Origin of the sequence: Pantoea sp. DY-5, from assembly GCF_019795955.1 — a bacterium.
GTDB lineage: Bacteria > Pseudomonadota > Gammaproteobacteria > Enterobacterales > Enterobacteriaceae > Pantoea > Pantoea leporis.
Genome location: NZ_JAIMIE010000001.1, coordinates 516,601 through 535,473 on the forward strand (window position 1 = coordinate 516,601; position 18,873 = coordinate 535,473).

Sequence of the window (18,873 nt, forward strand, 5' to 3'; positions counted from 1 at the left end):
GGGCGATAATTCCTTATGCAGCACGGTATTTATTCAGTAAGTGATCGATTGAGACGGCGGCCAGTAAGATCAAACCTTTAATCAACTCCTGCCAGTAAACGGAGACGTTGATTAATATTAGCGAGCTGGTGACGATCGACAGCAATGCAACACCAAGCACCGCGCCAAGAATCGAGCCAGTGCCACCTTTCAGACTCGCGCCGCCAATGACCGCCGCTGCAATGACATTCAGTTCCATACCGACACCAAAGGTTGGCGTTGCAGAGCCAAGACGTGCCATATAAATAATTCCGGCGAGTCCTGCCAGCGTAGAGGTCAGTACTGTGACCCACAATTTGATGCGATTAATGTTGATGCCGGAATAGGCGGCGGCACGTTCATTACTGCCGGTGTAGAACACTTTGCGAAATAACGTGGCTTTACGCAGCAAGAAGTCGAACAGCGCGACCAGCACGAAGAACAGCAGGATAACGAACGGAACGCCCCACAGAGCGCCCTGGCCAATAAATTTGAAACTCACGGGCAGGGTAAATAATGATAGCGGCGTTCCCTGAGTGACGATCATACACAGGCCGCGCACGATAACCATCGCCGCCAGCGAAGCGATAAAGTGACTGAGGCCGATTTTTGTTACCGTCAGCCCCATTAAAAAGCCAACCAGCGCCGCCGCCGCAATGCCGCCTACGCCAGCCAGCCAGGGATCCACGCCGCTAATAAATAGCTGCCCAGCGACCACCATTGAAAGACAAACCACTGCGCCAACCGAAAGGTCGATACCGCCAACTATTAGCAGAATAGTCATGCCAATCACCACAATGCCTTCAATTGAAAACGACAGTAGCATCGCCTTCATGTTGGCCCAGGTGAGAAAGTAGGGGGAAGTGAAACTCATCACCATGAAGATCAGTGCAATGATCGCAATCAGTCCCACTTCGCGCTGTTTATGAATGCCGCCAAACAGAGACCAACGCGATTTTTGCAGTGTAGGCAAGGTGGTATTCATTGTCATACAGCCTCCGCTTCTGGAATGATGCCAGCCGCTAGCCGCATCAGGTTCTCTTCATTCATTGCCTCACCGGTCACTTCTCCGCTCATGCGCCCTTCATGAATCACGATGATGCGATCACACAGGCCAATGAGTTCCGGTAACTCTGATGAAATCACGATTAAACCCACTCCGCTGGCCGCCAGTTTGGCGAGGATACTGTAGATCTCAGCCTTGGCGCTGACATCCACGCCACGTGTTGGTTCGTCAAGAAATACAATTTCCGGCTGTACCGATAATACGCGTGCTAGCGCGACTTTCTGCTGATTCCCACCTGATAGCGACGACACCGGATCGCTTAATTTGGCAAGCTTGAGTTTCACTTGCTTTGCCAGCGCCTCTGCCTGCTGACGCTCAAGCTGTGGACTGAGCAACAAACGATGATGACTGACTGCGTTGACATCCAGAGCCGAAATGTTCCATTCGATCGGCATCGTTAAAAAAAGTCCGGCATCTTTGCGATCCTCCGACAAATAGACCATGCGCAGCGCAATACTCGCGGCGTAATCCCTCAATGTCACTGCTTTGCTCTTGATACGGATTGCGCCACGTTTGATGGGCAGTAAACCGCAGATACCCTGCGCAATTTCGCTGCGTCCTGCCCCCATCAAACCGCCAATGCCAAGGATTTCGCCGGGACGCAAATCAAAATTGATATCGTGGAAATGTTTGCCATCGCCAAGTTCACGCACTTCAAGCAATGGTGAAGCGGCGCTAACTGGGCGTTTATCAGGATAGAGTTGCGACAGTTCGCGTCCGACCAAACGTGTAATCACTTCATCGGGCGTCATGTTTTGCAGCGTTGAACTGTGTACCGTAAGGCCATCGCGCAGAATGGTGATGTGCTGGCATAGCGCAAAAATCTCTGCCATGCGATGGCTGATATAGACCACTGAAATACCTTGCGCCTGCAACTGGCGCACAATCGTAAACAGCGTTTGAGCCTCTGGTTCGGTTAGCGCGGCGGTGGGTTCATCCAGAATGAGCAGGCGACAATCCAGCGTCAGCGCTTTGGCGATCTCCACCAGTTGCTGCTGAGAGAGAGAAAGTTCACCCACTTTTTTAGTCACCGCTATCGGCGCGAGTCGATTCATCACCTGCTGCGCTTTTTCACGTAGTACTTTATGCGGCATGAGCACGCCGCGCTGGCTAGCGGCATGCGCCATCCAAATGTTTTCATAAATGCTGATATCAGGACAAAGAGCAATTTCCTGATGTACCAGACCAATGCCAAGACTCTGTGCTTCACGTGGTGAGCGAATGGTCACGGCCTTGCCACACAGCAACATCTCGCCACCATCTGGACGCAAAATGCCATCAATAATGTTCATCAACGTTGATTTTCCAGCGCCATTCTCTCCGGCCAGCGCATGAATTTCTCCCGCCCGGAGCGTGAGATCTACCCCCTGTAAAGCCCGTACCGCGCCAAAACTTTTAGTGATGCCACGTAATTCCAATAATGCTGTCATAATCGTCGCCTTACTCATTGATGCCTTTAGTGCCGCGGCGTTTCAGATAAACATCCCAGCGGAAATCATCGGCGTTGTCTTTAGTCACCACCGCATAACCGTTATCAAGGATTGGGAAGGCAAAAGGATTGGTCCCGTTGCGTTTGGCATCATTCATCGGATCGATCAGTTCAGGATGAGCAGCAAGGAACAAGGTCATAAAACCCATATAGCCCTGGATGCCCTGATTTGGATTGATTGCGCCAAATACCTGACCGCTTTTAATCATATCCAGCACCTTAGCGTTAACATCCACGGTCATCACTTTCACTTTGCCGCCGTTTTCAGCCACTGCCTGCGCAGCACCAATCGCAGAGCTGGCTTCCGGCATAAAGATGCCTTTCAGATTGGGGTTCGCCTGCAACATTGAGAGTACGGCGTTATAGGCTTTCGAAGGGTCCTGATTCGTCGCAGCGCGTGCGACTAATTTGCTGTCAGGAAAGGCGGTTTTCATCTCATTAATAAACGCAGTGACACGCCTATCGTGATTATCCTGACCGGGGTTTTCCAGCACCGCAAATTCGGCACCTTTACCCATTGCTTTCCCTAGTTCGTCGGCTGCGGCTTTACCCACACGGAAATTGTCTGAAGTGATATAAGCAACGCGTTTACTGTTAGGTGAATCGGCGGCAAACGTCACCACTGGAATGCCCATTTCAGCAGCACGATTAATGGGCTCAATAAAGGGGTCAGGATTCATTGGATGAAGAAAAATACCGGCGGGTTTTTGTGCCAGGATTTGTTCAAAGCTCGAGAGTTGCTGGTTAACGTCATAAGCGGGTGTGCCACCGTATACTGTCTTACAGCCCAGCTGATGCGCAGCCTGCTTGAACATTTCGTAAACCGGGAACCAATACTCTACGCCTGTCACCATAACGTTCATGTAGTAAGTTTCGCCGGATTTACAGCGAAATTGAGGCGCATCCGCTGCTTGCGTGATGCTGGTGAAACTGCCCGCCATCAATAAACTGGCGAGTAGAACAGTGATTTTTTTCATGTTTATTCCCCGGAACTGACGCTGAATGTGTATGGCTCAGCCGTGACGACAAAACGCGGAATAACGAGCCGGGGTTAACCTTGAAAATTATTTCTTATGCATGAAATAATTTTCAAAAGGTATAAAAGCTGGCGGGGAAAAGATCAAACGTTGGTTAATGAATTGTTTCTGACTTGTGAGTGCGTTCACTAATTGCGCAAGGGGCTCCTGGCGTTTTACACATTTATTGACGAAAGCTATTTACGCGCATCCAGCGCTGCAAACGCATATAAAACACAAATCCTAATGCCACACCGCCCAACGATATATATCCGGCGCGTTTGCCCTGGCACAGCGAGCGCGATACCAGATAGATCATATTGGGGCCGGGCGTTAACACTAATCTCAGCGCCACTAACGCAAACGCCAACAACTCGATAATTCAGGCATTTAGACTCCTCAGAAGAGTACCGCTCAATCACGGTAAGCGTTAAACAATTTCATTCAACTTCGGTACGATCGCCGCGAGTACTGGGATGAGAGATCACTAAAAACTCAACGGAAGCAGCCGATTTATTACGCGCTTGATGACGAGCATTCGGCGGAATTTCGATGCCTTGCTGTGACGAGAGATGATGCATTACACCTTCAAGTTCCATAGTGAGTTCGCCACTGAGTACAAAGAAAAATTGACGCGAAACGCTGTGGAAGTGGCGTTGCTCTGCAGTGTCAGCAGGCATTTTTTCATGAATAACCAGCATCTCCTGATGATTGACAAGCGTCCAGCCATCACAGTTATCTCCCCAGTTATAGTGCTGTGCATTTTCTTTTGAAATCATTGTTTTTACTCACTTTTCATTGTCTTCAGCAGGTTATCTGTTTTAGCATAAACTCTGTTCTCGAAAAACGTTAAGTGAACATCAATGCAAAATAGGAATTGAATAATGCTCATCACGTTTAGTGGATTACCCGGCACCGGCAAAAGCACCATTGCGCGCTTATTAGCGCAGCAGATCGGCGCGGTGTATTTACGCGTCGATACTATCGAACAGGCGTTGCGATCGGGTGAAGAGAGCGAGAAAGCCATCGGGCCGGAAGGGTATTTCGTCATCTACGGATTGGCGCGCGATAATTTGCTGCTTGGTTCCACCGTCATAACCGACTCGGTTAACGACCTGCAACTGATCCGCAATGCGTATCGCGATATCGCCCTGTTAAGCGGTTCGCCGCTGCTGGAAGTCGAAGTGATCTGTTCCGATCGTAACAAGCATCGCTTTCGCGTCGAAAATCGCGCTTCCGATATCAAAGGCCTGAAACTGCCGGATTGGCAGGCGGTTGAACAGCGTGAATATCAAACCTGGGAACGTGATCATCTGCAGCTAGATAGCGCATTGCTCTCGGCGCAGCAGTGCGTTGATGCCATTCTGCAAGCGCTGTCGAAAACGTCACAATCCTGATCTTTCAGTGGTGGCGTAAAACGCGCCGCCACTTTCACCTGAAACCCATCCTTCAAACTTAATGTGATCAACCTCCGTATTCAGCACATGCGGGATTGTTTATTGCTGCGCATTTGTTATGAATGAAGTGTAATTTAGTTTCAAATGAAACTCGCAAGTTAATGAATCGGAGCATGTCATGAATAATACTTTCACTTCATTGCAACAACCTGATGATTTCAAACATAACGTTCGCCTGATGAAAAGGGTGCTAAGGGAGCAGATCGGCGATGTTGAAGGTCTTTTTGAACAAGTCAGAAGCAAAATCGTCAGTGAAATTGCCGCTGCTCGCGCGGAAGAGGCGCAAAACGGCAGCGCGTGGCCGCAGGTGAGTCAGCAGGATATTGCGGCGGGACGTATCACCGATGAAGTGAAGGATCATATTCGTCGGCGCGGTTGTGTGGTAGTGAAGCAGACATTCCCGCGCGATCAGGCGCTGGCCTGGGATGAATCAATGCTCAAGTACCTCGATGACAACAATTTCGACAACGTCTACCAAGGGCCGGGCGATAACTTCTTCGGCAATCTTGATGCGTCACGTCCGGAAATCTATCCGATTTACTGGAGCGATGCGCAGATGTCAGCGCGCCAAAGCGAGGCTATGGCCCAGACGCAATCATTCCTTAATCGCTTGTGGACGTTCGAGTCGCGCGGCACGCGCTGGTTTGAACCCGACGTCAGCATCATTTATCCCGATCGTATTCGTCGCCGCTTGCCTGGTACTACGTCCAAAGGTCTCGGTGCGCACACCGATTCAGGCGCATTGGAACGTTGGTTATTGCCGGCGTATCAACAGGTGTTCAGCAAAATTTTCACCAACCAGTTTGATCAATACAATCCCTGGGATGCGGCGCATCGCACTGAAGTGAATGAGTATCAATCGGGCACCACCACCAAGTGTTCGGTATTCCGTACCTTCCAGGGCTGGACCGCGCTGTCGGATATGCAGATTGATCAGGGCTTGCTGCATGTGGTGCCGGTACCGGAAGCAATGGCCTATTTGTTACTGCGTCCGTTGTTGAAAGATGTACCGGAAGATGAGTTGTGCGGCGTCGCGCCGGGCAAAGTGCTGCCGGTTTCAGCGCAGTGGCATCCGGAACTGATTGAAGGCTTGTGTTCGATTCCCGCGCTGCAGGCTGGCGATTCGGTTTGGTGGCATTGCGATGTGATCCACTCGGTAGCGCCGGTAGACGATCAGCAAGGCTGGGGCAATGTGATGTACATTCCCGCCGCGCCGCTGTGCGAGAAAAATGCAGCATACGCGACAAAAGTGGCGCAGGCGCTGGCCAGCGGTGCGTCGCCAGGCGATTTCCCGCAGGAGGATTATGAAACGCAGTGGCGCGATCGCTTCACCCTCGATGCGCTGAATGCCAATGGTCGCCGCAGTCTGGGATTGAGCTAAATTTCTGGTAAGCTTGGCAAAAATTTCACAGCAGCGGGTGTTATGAACGCACGTCATCAGCAGATTATCCAATTGGTCAGCGAGCGCGGCAGCGTCAGCGTAAATGAGCTGGCGCATACCACCGGCGTCTCAGAAGTGACGGTGCGTCAGGATCTCAATCTTCTGGAGAAAGGCGGCTTTCTGCGCCGCGTGCACGGTTCCGCTGTGGCGCCAGAAAGTGATGATGTTGGCGCGCGTATGCAAACCCGTTTCGCGGTGAAAAAGCGATTGGCCGAATACGCAGCGTCGCTGGTGAACAGCGGTGAAACGGTGTTTATCGAAGGCGGCAGCACCAACGCCTTGCTGGCGCGTGAACTGAGTGAACGCAACGACATCACCATTATTACCGTGAGCCATTACATCGCCGGATTACTGCGCGAAAAGGGCGGCGATGTGATCATCCTCGGCGGCCTGTTTCAAAAAAGCAGTGAATCGGTGGTGGGGCCGCTAACGCGTCTGTGCATTCAGCACCTCAATTTCCATAAGGCGTTTATCGGTATTGATGGCTGGGATGCGGTCACCGGCTTTACCGGCCGCGATATGCTGCGCTGTGACGTAGTCAACGCCATCATGGAAAAACCTACACACACCATCGCGCTGACGGATTCCTCAAAGTTTGGCCAGATTCATCCGTTTGCGCTGGCACCGCTTCAGCCGTTTAACCAACTGATCACCGATGCCGAACTGGAGGCGAGCTATCAAAAAGCGCTGCGCGAGAAGGGCGTGGAAGTGAGTTTGGTTTCATAGGAAAACCAAGTGCGCATGAATGCTTACCCTTAACTCTTTATCAATCCACCAAAGCCTGCGCCGTCACTTCATCCGTAATCAAACCGGTCACCAGACCGCTGGCCAGCACTGCGCGAATCGCGGAGACTTTACTGGCGCCGCCCGCCAGGGCGACAATCTCTGCGCGATGCGAGAGATCGAGATCCACCGACAAAGTGCGTGCCGTTAAGTTGGTGTGAATCATCTGTCCGTTGGCATCGAAGAAATGTCCCAGCAGTTCGCCGACCGCACCGGATGAGGAGATATCATTGATCTCCGCTTCATCAATCATGCCAGCTTCAACCAGCTGAGCGGCGGGTTCCACGGTGCCAATTCCCACCAGTTTGACTTCACTCTGCGCCGCCATCGCAAACACTTCGCTCACGCCGCGCTGCGCCAGTAACACTTCACGATCTTCCTGGGTATTCGCAAAGAAAGGCACGGGCATCATGTAGGCCTGCGCTCCGGTTTTCTCGGCGATGCGATGCATGACGTCGTGGGGATTGAGCGCGTAGTTGCGAGTTAAACAGCCGAGCAGCGAAACAAAACGCATCTGCGGCGCATCAATACGCGGCAACTGGTGGATGGCGGCGGAAAGGGTGCGGCCATGCCCCAGACCTAAGGTGGTAGAAGGCGACGCGGTGAGCAGGTTACGCAGGTAATCCGCGCCCGCCATGCCCAGCGCGCGCACCGGCAAGCCTTCTTCGCCAAGATCGGGTGCGACATGACAGAAGTTAAGCGCGAATTTCGCGCGCAGCCGATCTTCTAATTCGACGCAGGCGATGATATCGCCATCAATCGACACCTTCACCGCGCCTTCCGCCACCATGCGCGCAATCATGCGGTGTGTTTTCACCGACGGCAGCCCGAGTCGTTTCGCCACTTCCGCCTGCGTTAAGCCGCCGACATAGTGCAGCCAGGCGGCGCGCAGCGCCAGAGATTCGTCGCGTTCAGTCGAGGTTGGTGCCGGTTTCATTATTTATACGTCCTGTTAATTAGCCAAATGCAGATCCTGCACGCCGGTATCGATATGCCCGGCCCAGAAGGCGACGCTCTCGGCGATCTCCGCCACCACGTTGCTATCGGTTGGCTCGCGCTCTTTAAAACTCAGCTCAAGGCAGATCTCATTATCCTGCGCACCGCCGCGCGCCAGCGCGTCCAGCAGCGGCTGCGGCTGAATGCGGCCGCCGGCATTGTACTGCAATGTAAAAGGTCTGTGTCCGCCTTTATCCAGCATGCTCTGTTTAATATGGATAATCGGCGAGTAACGCGGCACCGCTTCGGCCCACGCATAAGGATCATAATCACGCGGATCGGCGGAAGTGACATCACCGTGATCGATATCCGCCATCATCCACATCGGCAGCGCCATTGGGGCAGCACTCAAACGCTGCTGTAGCGCCAGACAGGCCGGAATGGTTTCGCCAAACTCGCGGCCCACGCTCATGGGTTCCCAAAACAGGTATTTCAATCCGGCGGCTTTGGCGTGTTCGGCAACGTCGGCCCAGCAATCCATGGCGATATCGATCAGCGCGTCGCGGCGCGCAACATCGTTGAAATCCTGCTGGGTAAAGATGGCGAACTGCGAACCCACCGCGTCGCCGCCCAGCTCGGCGGTGATATCGGCGAAGGTTTTAAACCAGTCGACGTAATAGCGGCGCACTTCGACATCAGGATGACCAAAATGGTTGAGGCGACCATACGGCCCGGTCATGCCGGAGGTGACTCGCACGCCGGTGGCGCGCAGCGCCTGCTGCATCAGCCGTGTCATGCGCGTGATGGTCGCAGCGGGCCAGCCGGGATTGATGAATTCATGGGTGAGCTGCAAATCACGGATGCGGATCTGCTGCGCCACGGTGGTAATCAAATCCTGCGGGTCGGCAAAGCGGTTCACCAGCGGATTGGTATTCAGTGACAGCGTTAACGGCATATTTCACCTCTTATCCGGCATGCGCACGCAGCGGCGCGGGAGCAGCAACGGTGGCGTTGAACCACTGAGTAAAAGCTTGTTGCTGCGCGTCATCGAGGTGCAACTTATGCTTGGTGCGGCGCCACAACACATCCTCGGCCTGCTGCGCCCATTCGTTTTCCACCAGATAACGCACCTCGGCCTCGTACAGCTGGCCACCAAAGTGGCGGCCAAGATCGCCCAGCGCATTGGCATGACCGATCAGCTTATCGATACGCGTGCCATACAGCCGCGCATAGTGTTTACGCAGCGCCTGTGGCAGCCACGGCCAGCGCGCTTTTACCTGCTCTAAGAAACTGTCGAAATCGGCGTGTGGCATATCGCCGCCCGGTAAGGTGGCGCCACGCGTCCAGTCCGCGCCCATGTTGGGGAAGAACGGTGCCAGCTTCTGTATCGCGTGTTCAGCCAGCTTGCGGAAAGTGGTGATCTTGCCGCCAAACACATGCAGCAGCGGGGCGTTTTGCTGATCGTCGAGGTCAAACACGTAATCACGCGTCACCGCCGACGGATTGCCTTTGCCGTCATCAAACAGCGGACGCACGCCGGAGAAGCGCGTGATCACATCGCTGGCGCGCAGTTTCACCTTGAAGTAGCGATTCACCACGTCGATCAGGTATTGCTGCTCGCTGTCGTCGGCGGTAACCGCTTCTGCTTTGCCTTGCCACGGAATATCGGTGGTGCCGATCAGCGCTTTATCGCCTTCATACGGATTAATAAAGATCACCCGCTTGTCGGTATTTTGCACCAGATACGCCTGCTGACCTTCCCAGAACTTCGGCACAATGATGTGCGAGCCTTTGACCAGTCGCACGTTGCGACTGCTTGTGGTGTGCGTGACCTGATTGACGATATCCAGCACCCACGGTCCGGCGGCGTTGACCAGCACTTTGGCAAACACGGTGCTTGAGGTACCATTGGCATCCTGCAGGGTGATTTCCCACTTGCCGTTATGACGTGTCGCCGAGACGCAGCGGGTACGCGGCAGAATGGTGGCGCCGCGCTCGGCGGCATCCAGCGCATTCAGCGTCACCAGTCGCGCATCATCCACCCAGCAATCGGAGTACTCGAATCCTTTACTGTAACTGTCCAGCAGCGGCGCACCTTCAGGATCGCGGCGTAAATTCAGCGAACGCGTGCCCGGCAGTTTCTGACGGCCGCCAAGGTGGTCATATAAAAACAGGCCAAGGCGCACCAGCCACGCCGGACGATCGGTTGGGCTGTGCGGCAAGACAAACCGCATCGGCCAGATGATATGCGGCGCGGCGTTGAGCAGCACTTCGCGCTCGATCAGCGCCTCACGCACCAGACGAAACTCGTAATACTCCAGATAACGCAGCCCGCCGTGCACCAGTTTGCCGGAGCGCGATGACGTGCCCTGCGCGAGGTCATCTTTCTCACACATCATTACCGACAATCCGCGACCGGCAGCGTCACGCGCGATACCGGCACCGTTGATACCGCCGCCAATCACAAACAGATCCAGCATGTGTTCACTCATGATTTACTCCTTAAAACTGTTTTAGCGCGTGCCAGGCGGCAGGAAGATCGTTACGCAGCTGCTGATAGGTGGGGAACAGCTGGTTGTAGCGCTGCATCAGTTCGCTCGCTGGCGCTTCGGGCGCATCCAGCAGCGGCATCACCCAGGTTTTGACGCAGCTCTCCATCGACGGATACGCGCCAATCGCCACCGCCGCCATCATCGCGGCACCGGCCGCTCCGGCTTCGTCGCGCTGGCTGATGCGCACCGGCGCACCAATGCAGGCAGACAAAATCTGGCGTAACGGCTGCGAACGCACCGCGCCGCCGGTTAAACGAATTTCGCCCGGCAAACTGCCCATCGCCTGATAGCAATCGCGCGCTGCAAAACCGATGCCTTCAATGACCGCCCGCACCAGATCGCCAAAATTGTGGGTGTAACTCAGGCCGGTAAAGCTGGCGCGCGCCTCGGCATTAACAAACGGTCCGCGCTCACCGGCAATCGAGATATACGGGTGATAGAGCAGGCTGCCGGGCTTCGCCGCATTGAGCCAGCGATCGATATGGCCCACCAAACGGGCATGATCGATTTCACAGCCAAAGCTGTTAAGCAGATCGCTGGCGAGATTCAGTAGCCAGTCAAGATTGAGCGTTGATGCCATATTGGTTTGCACCTGCGTGACATAGCCCGGCCACGGCAGCGGGATCACGTAGCCGGTTTGTGCCGGATTCAGCCACACCTCACCAATGGTGACGCTGCGCAGATGTACGCCGGTCGAGCCAACAATCGAGCAGGCGGTATTGGCTTCGCCGGTGTGCACGCCAGCGCCAAGCGCGGTCATCGCCATATCGACATAGCCGAGGCAGATTGGCGTGCCAGCCCGTAAACCGGTGGCCTGCGCGGCTTCCGCGGTTAACGGATGCGTGGTGTCTGTGCCTTCAATGATCTCCGGCAGCAGATGACGATGCTGTTCCAGCCCCAGCGCGGCAATCACCTGATCGTCATAACGCTGGTGGCGGAAGTTGCCAAAGGTAAAGCTGGCCTCAGAAGGATCAGTGGCGCGGATGCCGGTGAGATTGAGGTAAAGCCAATCTTTGCAGTGCAGCGCCACTTCGCTGTTAGCTAACAGCTCGGGATAGAAGTGATCCATGTGCGCCAACTGCGATCCCTGCTGACAGGTGTTGAGTCCGGTGCCGGTAGCGCGAAAGCGCGCGGCGGCTAACGGGTGCTGATTGAGTTTTTCAACCGTTGGTGCCGCGCGCGCATCCAGCCAGATCCAGGCATCGCCGACCGGCTGATTGTTGGCACCCACCAGCCAGCTGCCGTCGCCTTGCGCGGTGACGGCCACGGCAACCACCCGCGCGGCCAGGTTGTCGACACGCTCGCCCAGTTTGCGTATCGCCGTGACTGCATCCTGCCAGGTTTGGCTCATTGACTGCTGCGCTGCGCCGCCTTCGCTGCGGTAATAACGGTTACGCACCGATGCGCATGCCAGTTGCGTGCCTTCCAGATCAAACGCCACCGCTTTAACCACTGAGGTGCCGGAATCCAGACCCAGAATGATATCGCCACTGTCCACATACACCTCCGAAAGAAGAAGAGTTCAATTCATCGCCGCCAAACCGAAAGGTGTTAACGGGCTGTGATGAATTTGCTAAATAATGTCTTACACCACTTCTCACTGAGATAACATATTAACTGTATTATTTTTCGATAAAACCAATAAATTTCACCTGAAATAGCGATTGCGATCACGAATCAGGCGTCAAAACCTTACAGGTAGAAATGAGACAACACGGCGAACAGGCTGATAAGGCGGGGTTTATTGCGCTTTGTGATGGGGTCCACATCAATTAAGCGATCCAGATCGCTCTCCTGAAAAAATTGCGCGTCACCTGTTGACAATTTAGTCACATCAGCACAATTCTCATCACACAAATTATCACATTTATAACATTATCGGCGCGATTATCGCAGCTGATGTCAGTGAGAGGTCACGTTATGTCCGATGTCTCAATCCAGGCCCAGCAAATCTCCCGCAAGCGCGTCCAGCGCTACGCCACCCTCGGCGTGGTGGTAGTTGCGCTGATCGCGGCGATGGCGCTCGACACCAAAGTGGTAAAAATGGGCTCCGCCGAAGATGCGCAGGAGCAAGGCTTCTCCCCCGACAGTTACGGCCAGAAAACCTTCCCGACCATCCAGCAGGATGTGGCATCACGCGCAGTAGATGCCAAAACGTTAGCCGATGCGCTGCAAACTAATCAGCAGGAAGCGGTGCAGAAATATGGCGTTGGCGCACCGCTGCCGGTCTTTGCCGTCAAGTTCTCCGGCGTGGTGCAAGCCGGGCAGATGGGCATCTTCCCGATGAAAATCGATGGATTGCCGGGAGATATGCAGGTGCGGCTGCAAACCGGTCCGGCGATTACCGGCACCGATCTGCGTGACGCTAACGGCAAGATCCAGTTCGGTGATTTCACGAACCAAATCGAATATCAAAATGCCGGTTCCGCCATCAATCGTGCGATGAAAAGCGCGGTGCTCGACAAGCTGGATCGTGATGCGTTGCCGGGCAAAACCGTGCAGGTGGTTGGCGTGTTCCGCTTACTCAACGCGAAAAACTGGATGGTGACGCCGGTCAGCATGGAGGTGAAATGAAACCGTTCAACCTCAATCCCGCCTTGCTGAAAGGCGAAGTGATCCTGCAAGCGCGCAACGTCAGCAAAGTGTACGGCTCCACGCACGCGCTGAAGGGCGTCAATTTCGAAATTCGTCGTGGCGAAGTGACCACGCTGTTTGGTGAAAACGGCGCGGGTAAATCGACGCTGATGAAAATTTTGTCTGGTGTGATTACGCCAACAACCGGGGAAATCTTGCTACACGGCGAGGAGAAGACCTTTCGATCCGCCACCGAAGCGCGTGACTGTGGCATCTCGATTATCCATCAGGAGCTGAATCTCGCGCCGAATATGAACGTGCGCGACAACATCTTTATGGGGCGCGAAATCATGAAGCCGGGCGGCGTCGATTATGCCGAAGAGGCGCGCGTAACAGCGCACCTGATGGCGGCGCTGGAGGAGGAGATCGATCCGCTGACGCCAGTGGAGAACCTGCGTCTGGGACAGCAGCAGATTGTGGAGATTGCCCGCGCGCTGTCGGTGAATTCGCAGATTCTGATCATGGATGAACCAACCTCAGCACTGAGCGCAGCGGAAGTGGCGGTGCTGTTCCAGGTGATCCGCGATTTAACCAGTCAGGGCGTGGCGATTGTCTATATCTCGCATCATCTGGAAGAGGCGCTTGAGATTACCGATCGGGCGGTGGTGCTGCGCGATGGCGTGATGACCGCCTATGCCAAACGCGATGAGATCGATCTCGAATGGATCGTGCGCAACATGGTTGGCGATCACTTTGATCTGGGATCGCCGCCGCAGGGCTACGACTTCGGGCTGCCAGCGCTGACGGTGAAAGATCTGACGGTGAAAAGTAAAACCGGCATTCGGCTGGTGGACAACTTATCGCTGGCGGTGCAAGCAGGGGAGATTGTCTGCATTTACGGGCTGATGGGCGCGGGGCGCACCGAGCTGCTGGAGTGCATCGCCGGACGTCTGCAGCAAAGCAGCGGTCACATTCTGCTGCAGGACACCGATATCTCCGCGCTAACCATCTCACAACGCATTCAAATTGGGCTGGCGCTGGTGCCGGAAGATCGGCAGCGCGATGGCCTGGTACAAACCATGTCGGTGGGGGAAAACCTGTCGCTGGCCAGCATCGGCGACTTTGTACGCGGACTGGTGCTCTCCAGAAGCCGGGAAAAACAGCTGGTCAACGACAGCATTCGTAACGTGACGGTGAAAACCTCTGGCGGCGATGCGGCGATTGGATCGCTCTCCGGCGGCAATCAACAAAAAGTGGTGATCGGCAAAATGCTCGCCACCCGTCCCAAAGTGATACTGCTGGATGAGCCGAGCCGCGGCATCGACATCGGCGCTAAAGCGGAAGTGTTTCGCCTGCTGGCGGAGAACGCCAAAAAGGGGCTGGCGGTGGTGTATACCACCTCGGAAGTGGGCGAATGCCTGAGTATTGCCCATCGCATTGTGGTGATGAGCAAAGGGCGCATCTCCGCCATCTTCGACGCAAGTGTCAGTAAAGAACGCATTATGGCCGCTTCAGGCGAGTCTCTGGTGGCATGACATGAAAAGTGGAGCAAAAGGTATGACTGACAGAACCCAAACGCTGGACACGCCGCCGGTGGTCAACAAGAAAAAAAGCGACAAGCAGCTGAATGTGGCGCGTCTGCTGCTGGAAGGGCGCGCCTTTATCGCGCTGCTGGTGATTATCGCTACCTTCTCCATGTTGTCGCCCAACTACTTTACCGGCGCTAACTTTCTCACCATGGCGTCGCACGTGGCGATCTTCGGTTTGCCGGCGATCGGCATGCTGCTGGTGATCCTCAACGGTGGCATTGATTTATCGGTGGGCTCCACGCTGGGTCTCGCTGGAGTGATGGCCGGATTTATGATGCAGGGTATCAACCTCGAAGCGCTCGGCGTGGTGCTCTATCTACCGGTGTGGGCGGTGGCGATTTTGACGCTGGTGGTCGGCGCGCTGGTGGGATTAGTCAACGGCGTGCTTATCGCCTGGTTCCGCGTTCCGGCCTTCGTCGCCACGCTCGGCACAATGTATGTGGCGCGCGGCATTGCGCTGCTGATCACTAATGGTCTGACCTACAACAAACTCTCCGGCAGCGAAGCGCTGGGGAATACCGGCTTCGACTGGCTCGGTTTTAATCGCATCTTCAATATCCCGGTTGGCGTGCTGGTGCTGGGCGTAGTGGCGCTGGCGTGTGGTTTCCTGCTCAGCCGCTCAGCGTTTGGTCGCTGGCTGTACGCGTCGGGTGGTAATGAACGCGCGGCTGATCTGTCGGGTGTGCCGGTGAAGCGCATCAAAATCAGCGTCTATGTGTTGTCTGGCGTCTGCGCGGCACTCGCCGGGCTGGTGCTCTCCTCACAGCTCACCTCGGCCGGCCCAACCGCCGGTACCACTTATGAACTGACTGCGATTGCGGCGGTGGTGATTGGTGGCGCGGCACTGACCGGCGGACGCGGCAACGTGCGCGGCACGCTGCTTGGCGCGTTCGTGATTGGTTTTCTCTCTGATGGCCTGGTGATTATCGGCGTCTCTGCTTACTGGCAGACGGTGTTCACTGGTGCCGTGATCGTGCTGGCGGTATTGCTCAACACCTTGCAATACGGACGGCGCGCTCGCTAACTCACGCGCGCTGTTTCAGCAGCGCGCGGATATCCGTAAAACCTGTACCCCAAATAATAACGGAGCACCAACTATGTTCACTAAACGTCTCTTCATCGCGGCCGCGGCTATGGCCATCACCACTTTTGCTGCACCCACCTGGGCAGATAACGGGTTAATGACCATCATCGTTAACGATCCTTCCAACCCTTACTGGCTGACGGAAGGTCAGGTAGCCCAGAAAGCCGCGGAAAAGCTGGGCTATAGCGCCAAAGTCAGCGCCCACAAAGGCGATACCAATACCGAAAGCCAGCTGATTGATACGGCGATCACCAATAAATCGAAGGCGATTATTCTCGATCCGGCGAACGCCGATGGTTCGGTCGGCTCGGTGAAAAAGGCCATCGCCGCCAATATTCCGGTATTTATCATCAACGCCGAACTGAATCAGAGCGGGCTCGCCAAAGCGCAGCTGGTTTCCAACAACGCGCAGGGCGCAGCGGTTGGCGCAATGGAGTGGGTGAAGCAGGTGGGCGATAGTGCGAACTATGTCGAGCTGGTTGGCCCGCCGTCAGATAATAATGCCGCCACCCGCGCCAACGGTTTTGATACAGTGCTGACGCAATATCCCACGCTGAAGAAAGTCGGCCAGGAAGTGGCTAACTGGGATCGTACGCAGGGCTTCAACAAAATGCAGTCGCTGCTGCAGGCCAATCCCAATATTAAAGGCGTAATCAGCGGTAACGACGAAATGGCGCTGGGCGCGATCGCTGCGTTGAAAGAAGCTGGCAAGCTGAATCAGATCAAAGTCGGCGGTTTTGACGGTTCACCGGATGCGGTTGACGCCGTAAAAGCCGGTACGCTGTCCTACACCGTGATGCAGCCGGTGGCGCAGTTCGCGCAGAAAGCGGTAGAGCAGGCGGATAGCTTCCTGAAAACCGGCAAAACCGGTGCGGCATCCGAGAAGCAGCTGTTTGACTGCATTCTGATCACCAAAGAGAACGCCGGTAACTTTGCTTCACCGTTTGTGTTGAAGCAGTAAATAAACCAGGTCGCCATTAATGGCGACCTCAGCATTTGCCAAAACCTGTTTTAAACGCTGTAATGAGTGCCGAAACCGCTTCTCGCTTCACTTTCCCGGATGAAATATGGCGCACAACCCGCAGGACTCTTCACTTGGCGTATTTATGGCCGAAACCTTACCCAGCGATAGCCGCCAGGCGCGGCAACTGGCCCGTCGCCAGTTAATCGCCGAAGCGGTGATGGCAGAAGGGGCGATTCGCATCGAAGATATCACCGATCGCTTCGGCATTAGTTTGATGACCGCCCATCGTGATATCGATGAAATGGTTGAGCGCGGCCTGCTGCATAAATCGCGCGGCGTGGTGTCCGCGACGCCAACTAGCCTGGTTGAGTCCAGCGATATCTACCGCGCTACCCGTCAGCTGGAAGAGAAACAGGCGATTGCCGATGTGGCCGCTACCTACCTCGAACCGGGACAGGCGATTTTCCTCGATGATTCCACCACCGTGCAGCAGATGGCGCGGCTGCTCTCGGCGCGCGCGCCGCTGACGGTGATCACCAATTCGCTGACCTTAATGAACGAGCTGCGCAACGGCCGCGATATCACCTTGATGGGCCTCGGCGGACAGTTCTATCACTGGTGCAATGCATTTATGGGCCGCATGACGCGGGATGAAATTGCCAGCCTGCGCGCCGATGTGTTTTTCGTCAGCATGTCAGCGATTATCGATGATGCTGTGTTCCACCAATCCGCCGAAACGGTAGAGACCAAACGCGCGATGTTTGATGCCGCGCAGAAGCGCATTCTGATGATGGATAACACCAAGTTTGAACGCCGGGCACTGCACCGTTTTGCGCATCTGAGTGAATTCGATGTGGTGATTGTTAATCAGGGCACGCCGGTGCCTATTTTGCGGCGGATGCAGGATTTAGGCGTGAATGTGGTGGTCGCACCGATGAAAATAAATCATTCGGTTAATTCGTGAAAAGGCGGTCACCCTAAATGGCGACCTTTAAATGACATGCCAATCTTTACATTAATTTAAATATATCCCGCCTCGTTGATTTTTTTTACTTTCTTTAATCTGCTCAGCGTCTTATTCGGGGATTTCCTGGTTATGTACGCTGCGTAGTGCTCTATGGTTATTATTCGGCCCTGGTTCAGAATAATGAGGTATCTGATGCTGATTAAACTTAAACGCACACGAACGCATGATGAGGACAGGAATCTGGCAATGTGGCTCGCCACGGCCGCCGGTGTGCTCAATGCAATCGCCTTGGGGGCGTTTGGCTTTTTCCCCTCGCATATGTCAGGTAATACCTCTCAATTATCCAGTGAAGTATCGAACGTTAATTTCCGTGATATCACCTTTTTAGCCACCATCCTGTTTGCCTTTGTTTGTGGTGCGGTCACGGCGAGAATGGTGGTGATCAGCGGATTAGCCAATGGCAATCGCATTATATTCTGCCAAATATTGTGGGTTGAAGGGCTGGCCTTAATAGCGTTATCGCTGTTTGAAATGTTCTTTTATTCGTCGGCCAACAACCGGGAAGTTATTGTCATTCTGGGCTTCCTGATGGGCGTGCATAATTCAACCTCTACGCAGTTATCCAATGGCCGCGTGCGCTCCACCCATATTACCGGCACGTTAACCGATGCCGGAATTTCGCTGGCATCGGTATTAGCCGCGCTGTTCCGCCGCGATCCGTCAAAACAGTTCTCAGGCCAGAAACGTCAGCTGTTGACGCATCTGACCACGATATTTTCCTTCCTGATCGGCGGGATTGTCGGCCTGATGATGTTTAAACATCTAGGTTTTAAAGCCATGTCGATGGTCGGCGGCATACTGCTGATTGTTGCCACGTTGGCGATGGTGAGAACGGTGGTGCGGGTTAAGCGGGCGGCTTCCTGAAATGATGGAGTGT

At 54.7% G+C, this 18,873-nt stretch carries 17 protein-coding genes and 1 pseudogene; 9 read left to right on the plus strand and 9 right to left on the minus strand.

Going from position 1 to position 18,873, the window contains the following annotated elements:
* Window positions 1-13 precede the first annotated feature (13 nt).
* The 5 genes and pseudogenes from K5Y30_RS02425 to K5Y30_RS02445 form a co-directional block, all read right to left on the minus strand.
* Complete coding sequence (locus K5Y30_RS02425) at window positions 14-1,009, minus strand: ABC transporter permease (protein ID WP_222182106.1); 996 nt, start codon at window positions 1,007-1,009, stop codon at window positions 14-16.
* Window positions 1,006-2,514 carry a sugar ABC transporter ATP-binding protein gene (locus tag K5Y30_RS02430; RefSeq protein ID WP_222182104.1) on the minus strand — a complete coding sequence of 503 codons (1,509 nt, stop codon included), beginning with the start codon at window positions 2,512-2,514 and terminating at the stop codon, window positions 1,006-1,008. The genes K5Y30_RS02425 and K5Y30_RS02430 overlap by 4 nt, the downstream gene beginning before the upstream one ends.
* A gap of 10 nt (window positions 2,515-2,524) precedes the next feature.
* Window positions 2,525-3,550: a substrate-binding domain-containing protein gene (locus tag K5Y30_RS02435; RefSeq protein WP_222210408.1), complete on the minus strand. Its 1,026-nt coding sequence runs from the start codon at window positions 3,548-3,550 to the stop codon at window positions 2,525-2,527.
* A gap of 265 nt (window positions 3,551-3,815) precedes the next feature.
* A pseudogene (locus K5Y30_RS02440) lies at window positions 3,816-3,971 on the minus strand (LysE family translocator); the annotation flags it as partial.
* Between the two features lie 58 nt (window positions 3,972-4,029).
* Window positions 4,030-4,368: a cupin domain-containing protein gene (locus tag K5Y30_RS02445; protein ID WP_222182100.1), complete on the minus strand. Its 339-nt coding sequence runs from the start codon at window positions 4,366-4,368 to the stop codon at window positions 4,030-4,032.
* Window positions 4,369-4,473: 105 nt separating this feature from the next.
* Between K5Y30_RS02445 and K5Y30_RS02450 the strand changes: the two genes are divergently transcribed.
* The 3 genes from K5Y30_RS02450 (at window position 4,474) to K5Y30_RS02460 (ending at window position 7,213) form a co-directional block, all read left to right on the plus strand.
* Entirely contained in the window at window positions 4,474-4,986 is a 513-nt protein-coding gene (locus tag K5Y30_RS02450) for an AAA family ATPase (protein WP_222182098.1), read from the plus strand.
* A 178-nt stretch (window positions 4,987-5,164) separates the two neighbouring features.
* Window positions 5,165-6,427, plus strand: a complete 1,263-nt coding sequence (locus K5Y30_RS02455) for a DUF1479 domain-containing protein (RefSeq protein WP_222210409.1) — start codon at window positions 5,165-5,167, stop codon at window positions 6,425-6,427.
* A gap of 42 nt (window positions 6,428-6,469) precedes the next feature.
* Window positions 6,470-7,213 carry a DNA-binding transcriptional regulator YciT gene (locus K5Y30_RS02460; RefSeq protein ID WP_222210410.1) on the plus strand — a complete coding sequence of 248 codons (744 nt, stop codon included), beginning with the start codon at window positions 6,470-6,472 and terminating at the stop codon, window positions 7,211-7,213.
* A gap of 40 nt (window positions 7,214-7,253) precedes the next feature.
* Here K5Y30_RS02460 and K5Y30_RS02465 read toward each other — a convergent pair whose 3' ends face one another.
* Genes K5Y30_RS02465 through K5Y30_RS02480 form a run of 4 tightly spaced genes read right to left on the minus strand, consistent with a single transcriptional unit; the run spans window position 7,254 to window position 12,256 of the window.
* Window positions 7,254-8,207 (minus strand): sugar-binding transcriptional regulator, encoded by a 954-nt coding sequence (locus K5Y30_RS02465; protein ID WP_222210411.1) that lies wholly within the window; start codon window positions 8,205-8,207, stop codon window positions 7,254-7,256.
* A 15-nt stretch (window positions 8,208-8,222) separates the two neighbouring features.
* The gene (locus tag K5Y30_RS02470) at window positions 8,223-9,161 is read right to left on the minus strand and encodes a sugar phosphate isomerase/epimerase (protein WP_222210412.1); all 939 of its coding nucleotides are present in this window, start codon (window positions 9,159-9,161) and stop codon (window positions 8,223-8,225) included.
* A 10-nt stretch (window positions 9,162-9,171) separates the two neighbouring features.
* Complete coding sequence (locus tag K5Y30_RS02475) at window positions 9,172-10,698, minus strand: glycerol-3-phosphate dehydrogenase (protein ID WP_222210413.1); 1,527 nt, start codon at window positions 10,696-10,698, stop codon at window positions 9,172-9,174.
* Between the two features lie 10 nt (window positions 10,699-10,708).
* Window positions 10,709-12,256 carry an FGGY-family carbohydrate kinase gene (locus K5Y30_RS02480; protein WP_222210414.1) on the minus strand — a complete coding sequence of 516 codons (1,548 nt, stop codon included), beginning with the start codon at window positions 12,254-12,256 and terminating at the stop codon, window positions 10,709-10,711.
* 422 nt (window positions 12,257-12,678) lie between these two features.
* On the opposite strand from K5Y30_RS02480, the gene K5Y30_RS02485 reads away from it, so the two are divergent.
* The 6 genes from K5Y30_RS02485 (at window position 12,679) to K5Y30_RS02510 (ending at window position 18,860) form a co-directional block, all read left to right on the plus strand.
* Window positions 12,679-13,332, plus strand: coding sequence for a DUF2291 domain-containing protein (locus tag K5Y30_RS02485; protein ID WP_222182084.1), 654 nt, complete (start codon window positions 12,679-12,681; stop codon window positions 13,330-13,332).
* Window positions 13,329-14,867 (plus strand): sugar ABC transporter ATP-binding protein, encoded by a 1,539-nt coding sequence (locus tag K5Y30_RS02490; RefSeq protein ID WP_222182082.1) that lies wholly within the window; start codon window positions 13,329-13,331, stop codon window positions 14,865-14,867. Before K5Y30_RS02485 ends, K5Y30_RS02490 begins: the two co-directional genes overlap by 4 nt.
* Window positions 14,868-14,889: 22 nt before the next feature.
* The gene (locus K5Y30_RS02495) at window positions 14,890-15,945 is read left to right on the plus strand and encodes an ABC transporter permease (RefSeq protein ID WP_008104141.1); all 1,056 of its coding nucleotides are present in this window, start codon (window positions 14,890-14,892) and stop codon (window positions 15,943-15,945) included.
* Between the two features lie 73 nt (window positions 15,946-16,018).
* Window positions 16,019-16,966, plus strand: coding sequence for a D-ribose ABC transporter substrate-binding protein (locus K5Y30_RS02500; protein WP_222182080.1), 948 nt, complete (start codon window positions 16,019-16,021; stop codon window positions 16,964-16,966).
* 106 nt (window positions 16,967-17,072) lie between these two features.
* Window positions 17,073-17,933, plus strand: a complete 861-nt coding sequence (locus K5Y30_RS02505; RefSeq protein WP_101764389.1) for a DeoR/GlpR family DNA-binding transcription regulator — start codon at window positions 17,073-17,075, stop codon at window positions 17,931-17,933.
* 195 nt (window positions 17,934-18,128) lie between these two features.
* Window positions 18,129-18,860 (plus strand): YoaK family protein, encoded by a 732-nt coding sequence (locus K5Y30_RS02510; RefSeq protein WP_222182914.1) that lies wholly within the window; start codon window positions 18,129-18,131, stop codon window positions 18,858-18,860.
* Window positions 18,861-18,873: the final 13 nt, after the last annotated feature.

Excerpts from the sequence above, each read along its gene's own strand:
- K5Y30_RS02425 (WP_222182106.1), bottom strand. The coding sequence starts at position 1,009 with ATGACAATGAATACCACCTTGCCTACACTGCAAAAATCGCGTTGGTCT.
- K5Y30_RS02430 (WP_222182104.1), bottom strand. The coding sequence starts at position 2,514 with ATGACAGCATTATTGGAATTACGTGGCATCACTAAAAGTTTTGGCGCG.
- K5Y30_RS02435 (WP_222210408.1), bottom strand. The coding sequence starts at position 3,550 with ATGAAAAAAATCACTGTTCTACTCGCCAGTTTATTGATGGCGGGCAGT.
- K5Y30_RS02445 (WP_222182100.1), bottom strand. The coding sequence starts at position 4,368 with ATGATTTCAAAAGAAAATGCACAGCACTATAACTGGGGAGATAACTGT.
- K5Y30_RS02450 (WP_222182098.1), top strand. The coding sequence starts at position 4,474 with ATGCTCATCACGTTTAGTGGATTACCCGGCACCGGCAAAAGCACCATT.
- K5Y30_RS02455 (WP_222210409.1), top strand. The coding sequence starts at position 5,165 with ATGAATAATACTTTCACTTCATTGCAACAACCTGATGATTTCAAACAT.
- K5Y30_RS02460 (WP_222210410.1), top strand. The coding sequence starts at position 6,470 with ATGAACGCACGTCATCAGCAGATTATCCAATTGGTCAGCGAGCGCGGC.
- K5Y30_RS02465 (WP_222210411.1), bottom strand. The coding sequence starts at position 8,207 with ATGAAACCGGCACCAACCTCGACTGAACGCGACGAATCTCTGGCGCTG.
- K5Y30_RS02470 (WP_222210412.1), bottom strand. The coding sequence starts at position 9,161 with ATGCCGTTAACGCTGTCACTGAATACCAATCCGCTGGTGAACCGCTTT.
- K5Y30_RS02475 (WP_222210413.1), bottom strand. The coding sequence starts at position 10,698 with ATGAGTGAACACATGCTGGATCTGTTTGTGATTGGCGGCGGTATCAAC.
- K5Y30_RS02485 (WP_222182084.1), top strand. The coding sequence starts at position 12,679 with ATGTCCGATGTCTCAATCCAGGCCCAGCAAATCTCCCGCAAGCGCGTC.
- K5Y30_RS02490 (WP_222182082.1), top strand. The coding sequence starts at position 13,329 with ATGAAACCGTTCAACCTCAATCCCGCCTTGCTGAAAGGCGAAGTGATC.
- K5Y30_RS02495 (WP_008104141.1), top strand. The coding sequence starts at position 14,890 with ATGACTGACAGAACCCAAACGCTGGACACGCCGCCGGTGGTCAACAAG.
- K5Y30_RS02500 (WP_222182080.1), top strand. The coding sequence starts at position 16,019 with ATGTTCACTAAACGTCTCTTCATCGCGGCCGCGGCTATGGCCATCACC.
- K5Y30_RS02505 (WP_101764389.1), top strand. The coding sequence starts at position 17,073 with ATGGCGCACAACCCGCAGGACTCTTCACTTGGCGTATTTATGGCCGAA.
- K5Y30_RS02510 (WP_222182914.1), top strand. The coding sequence starts at position 18,129 with ATGCTGATTAAACTTAAACGCACACGAACGCATGATGAGGACAGGAAT.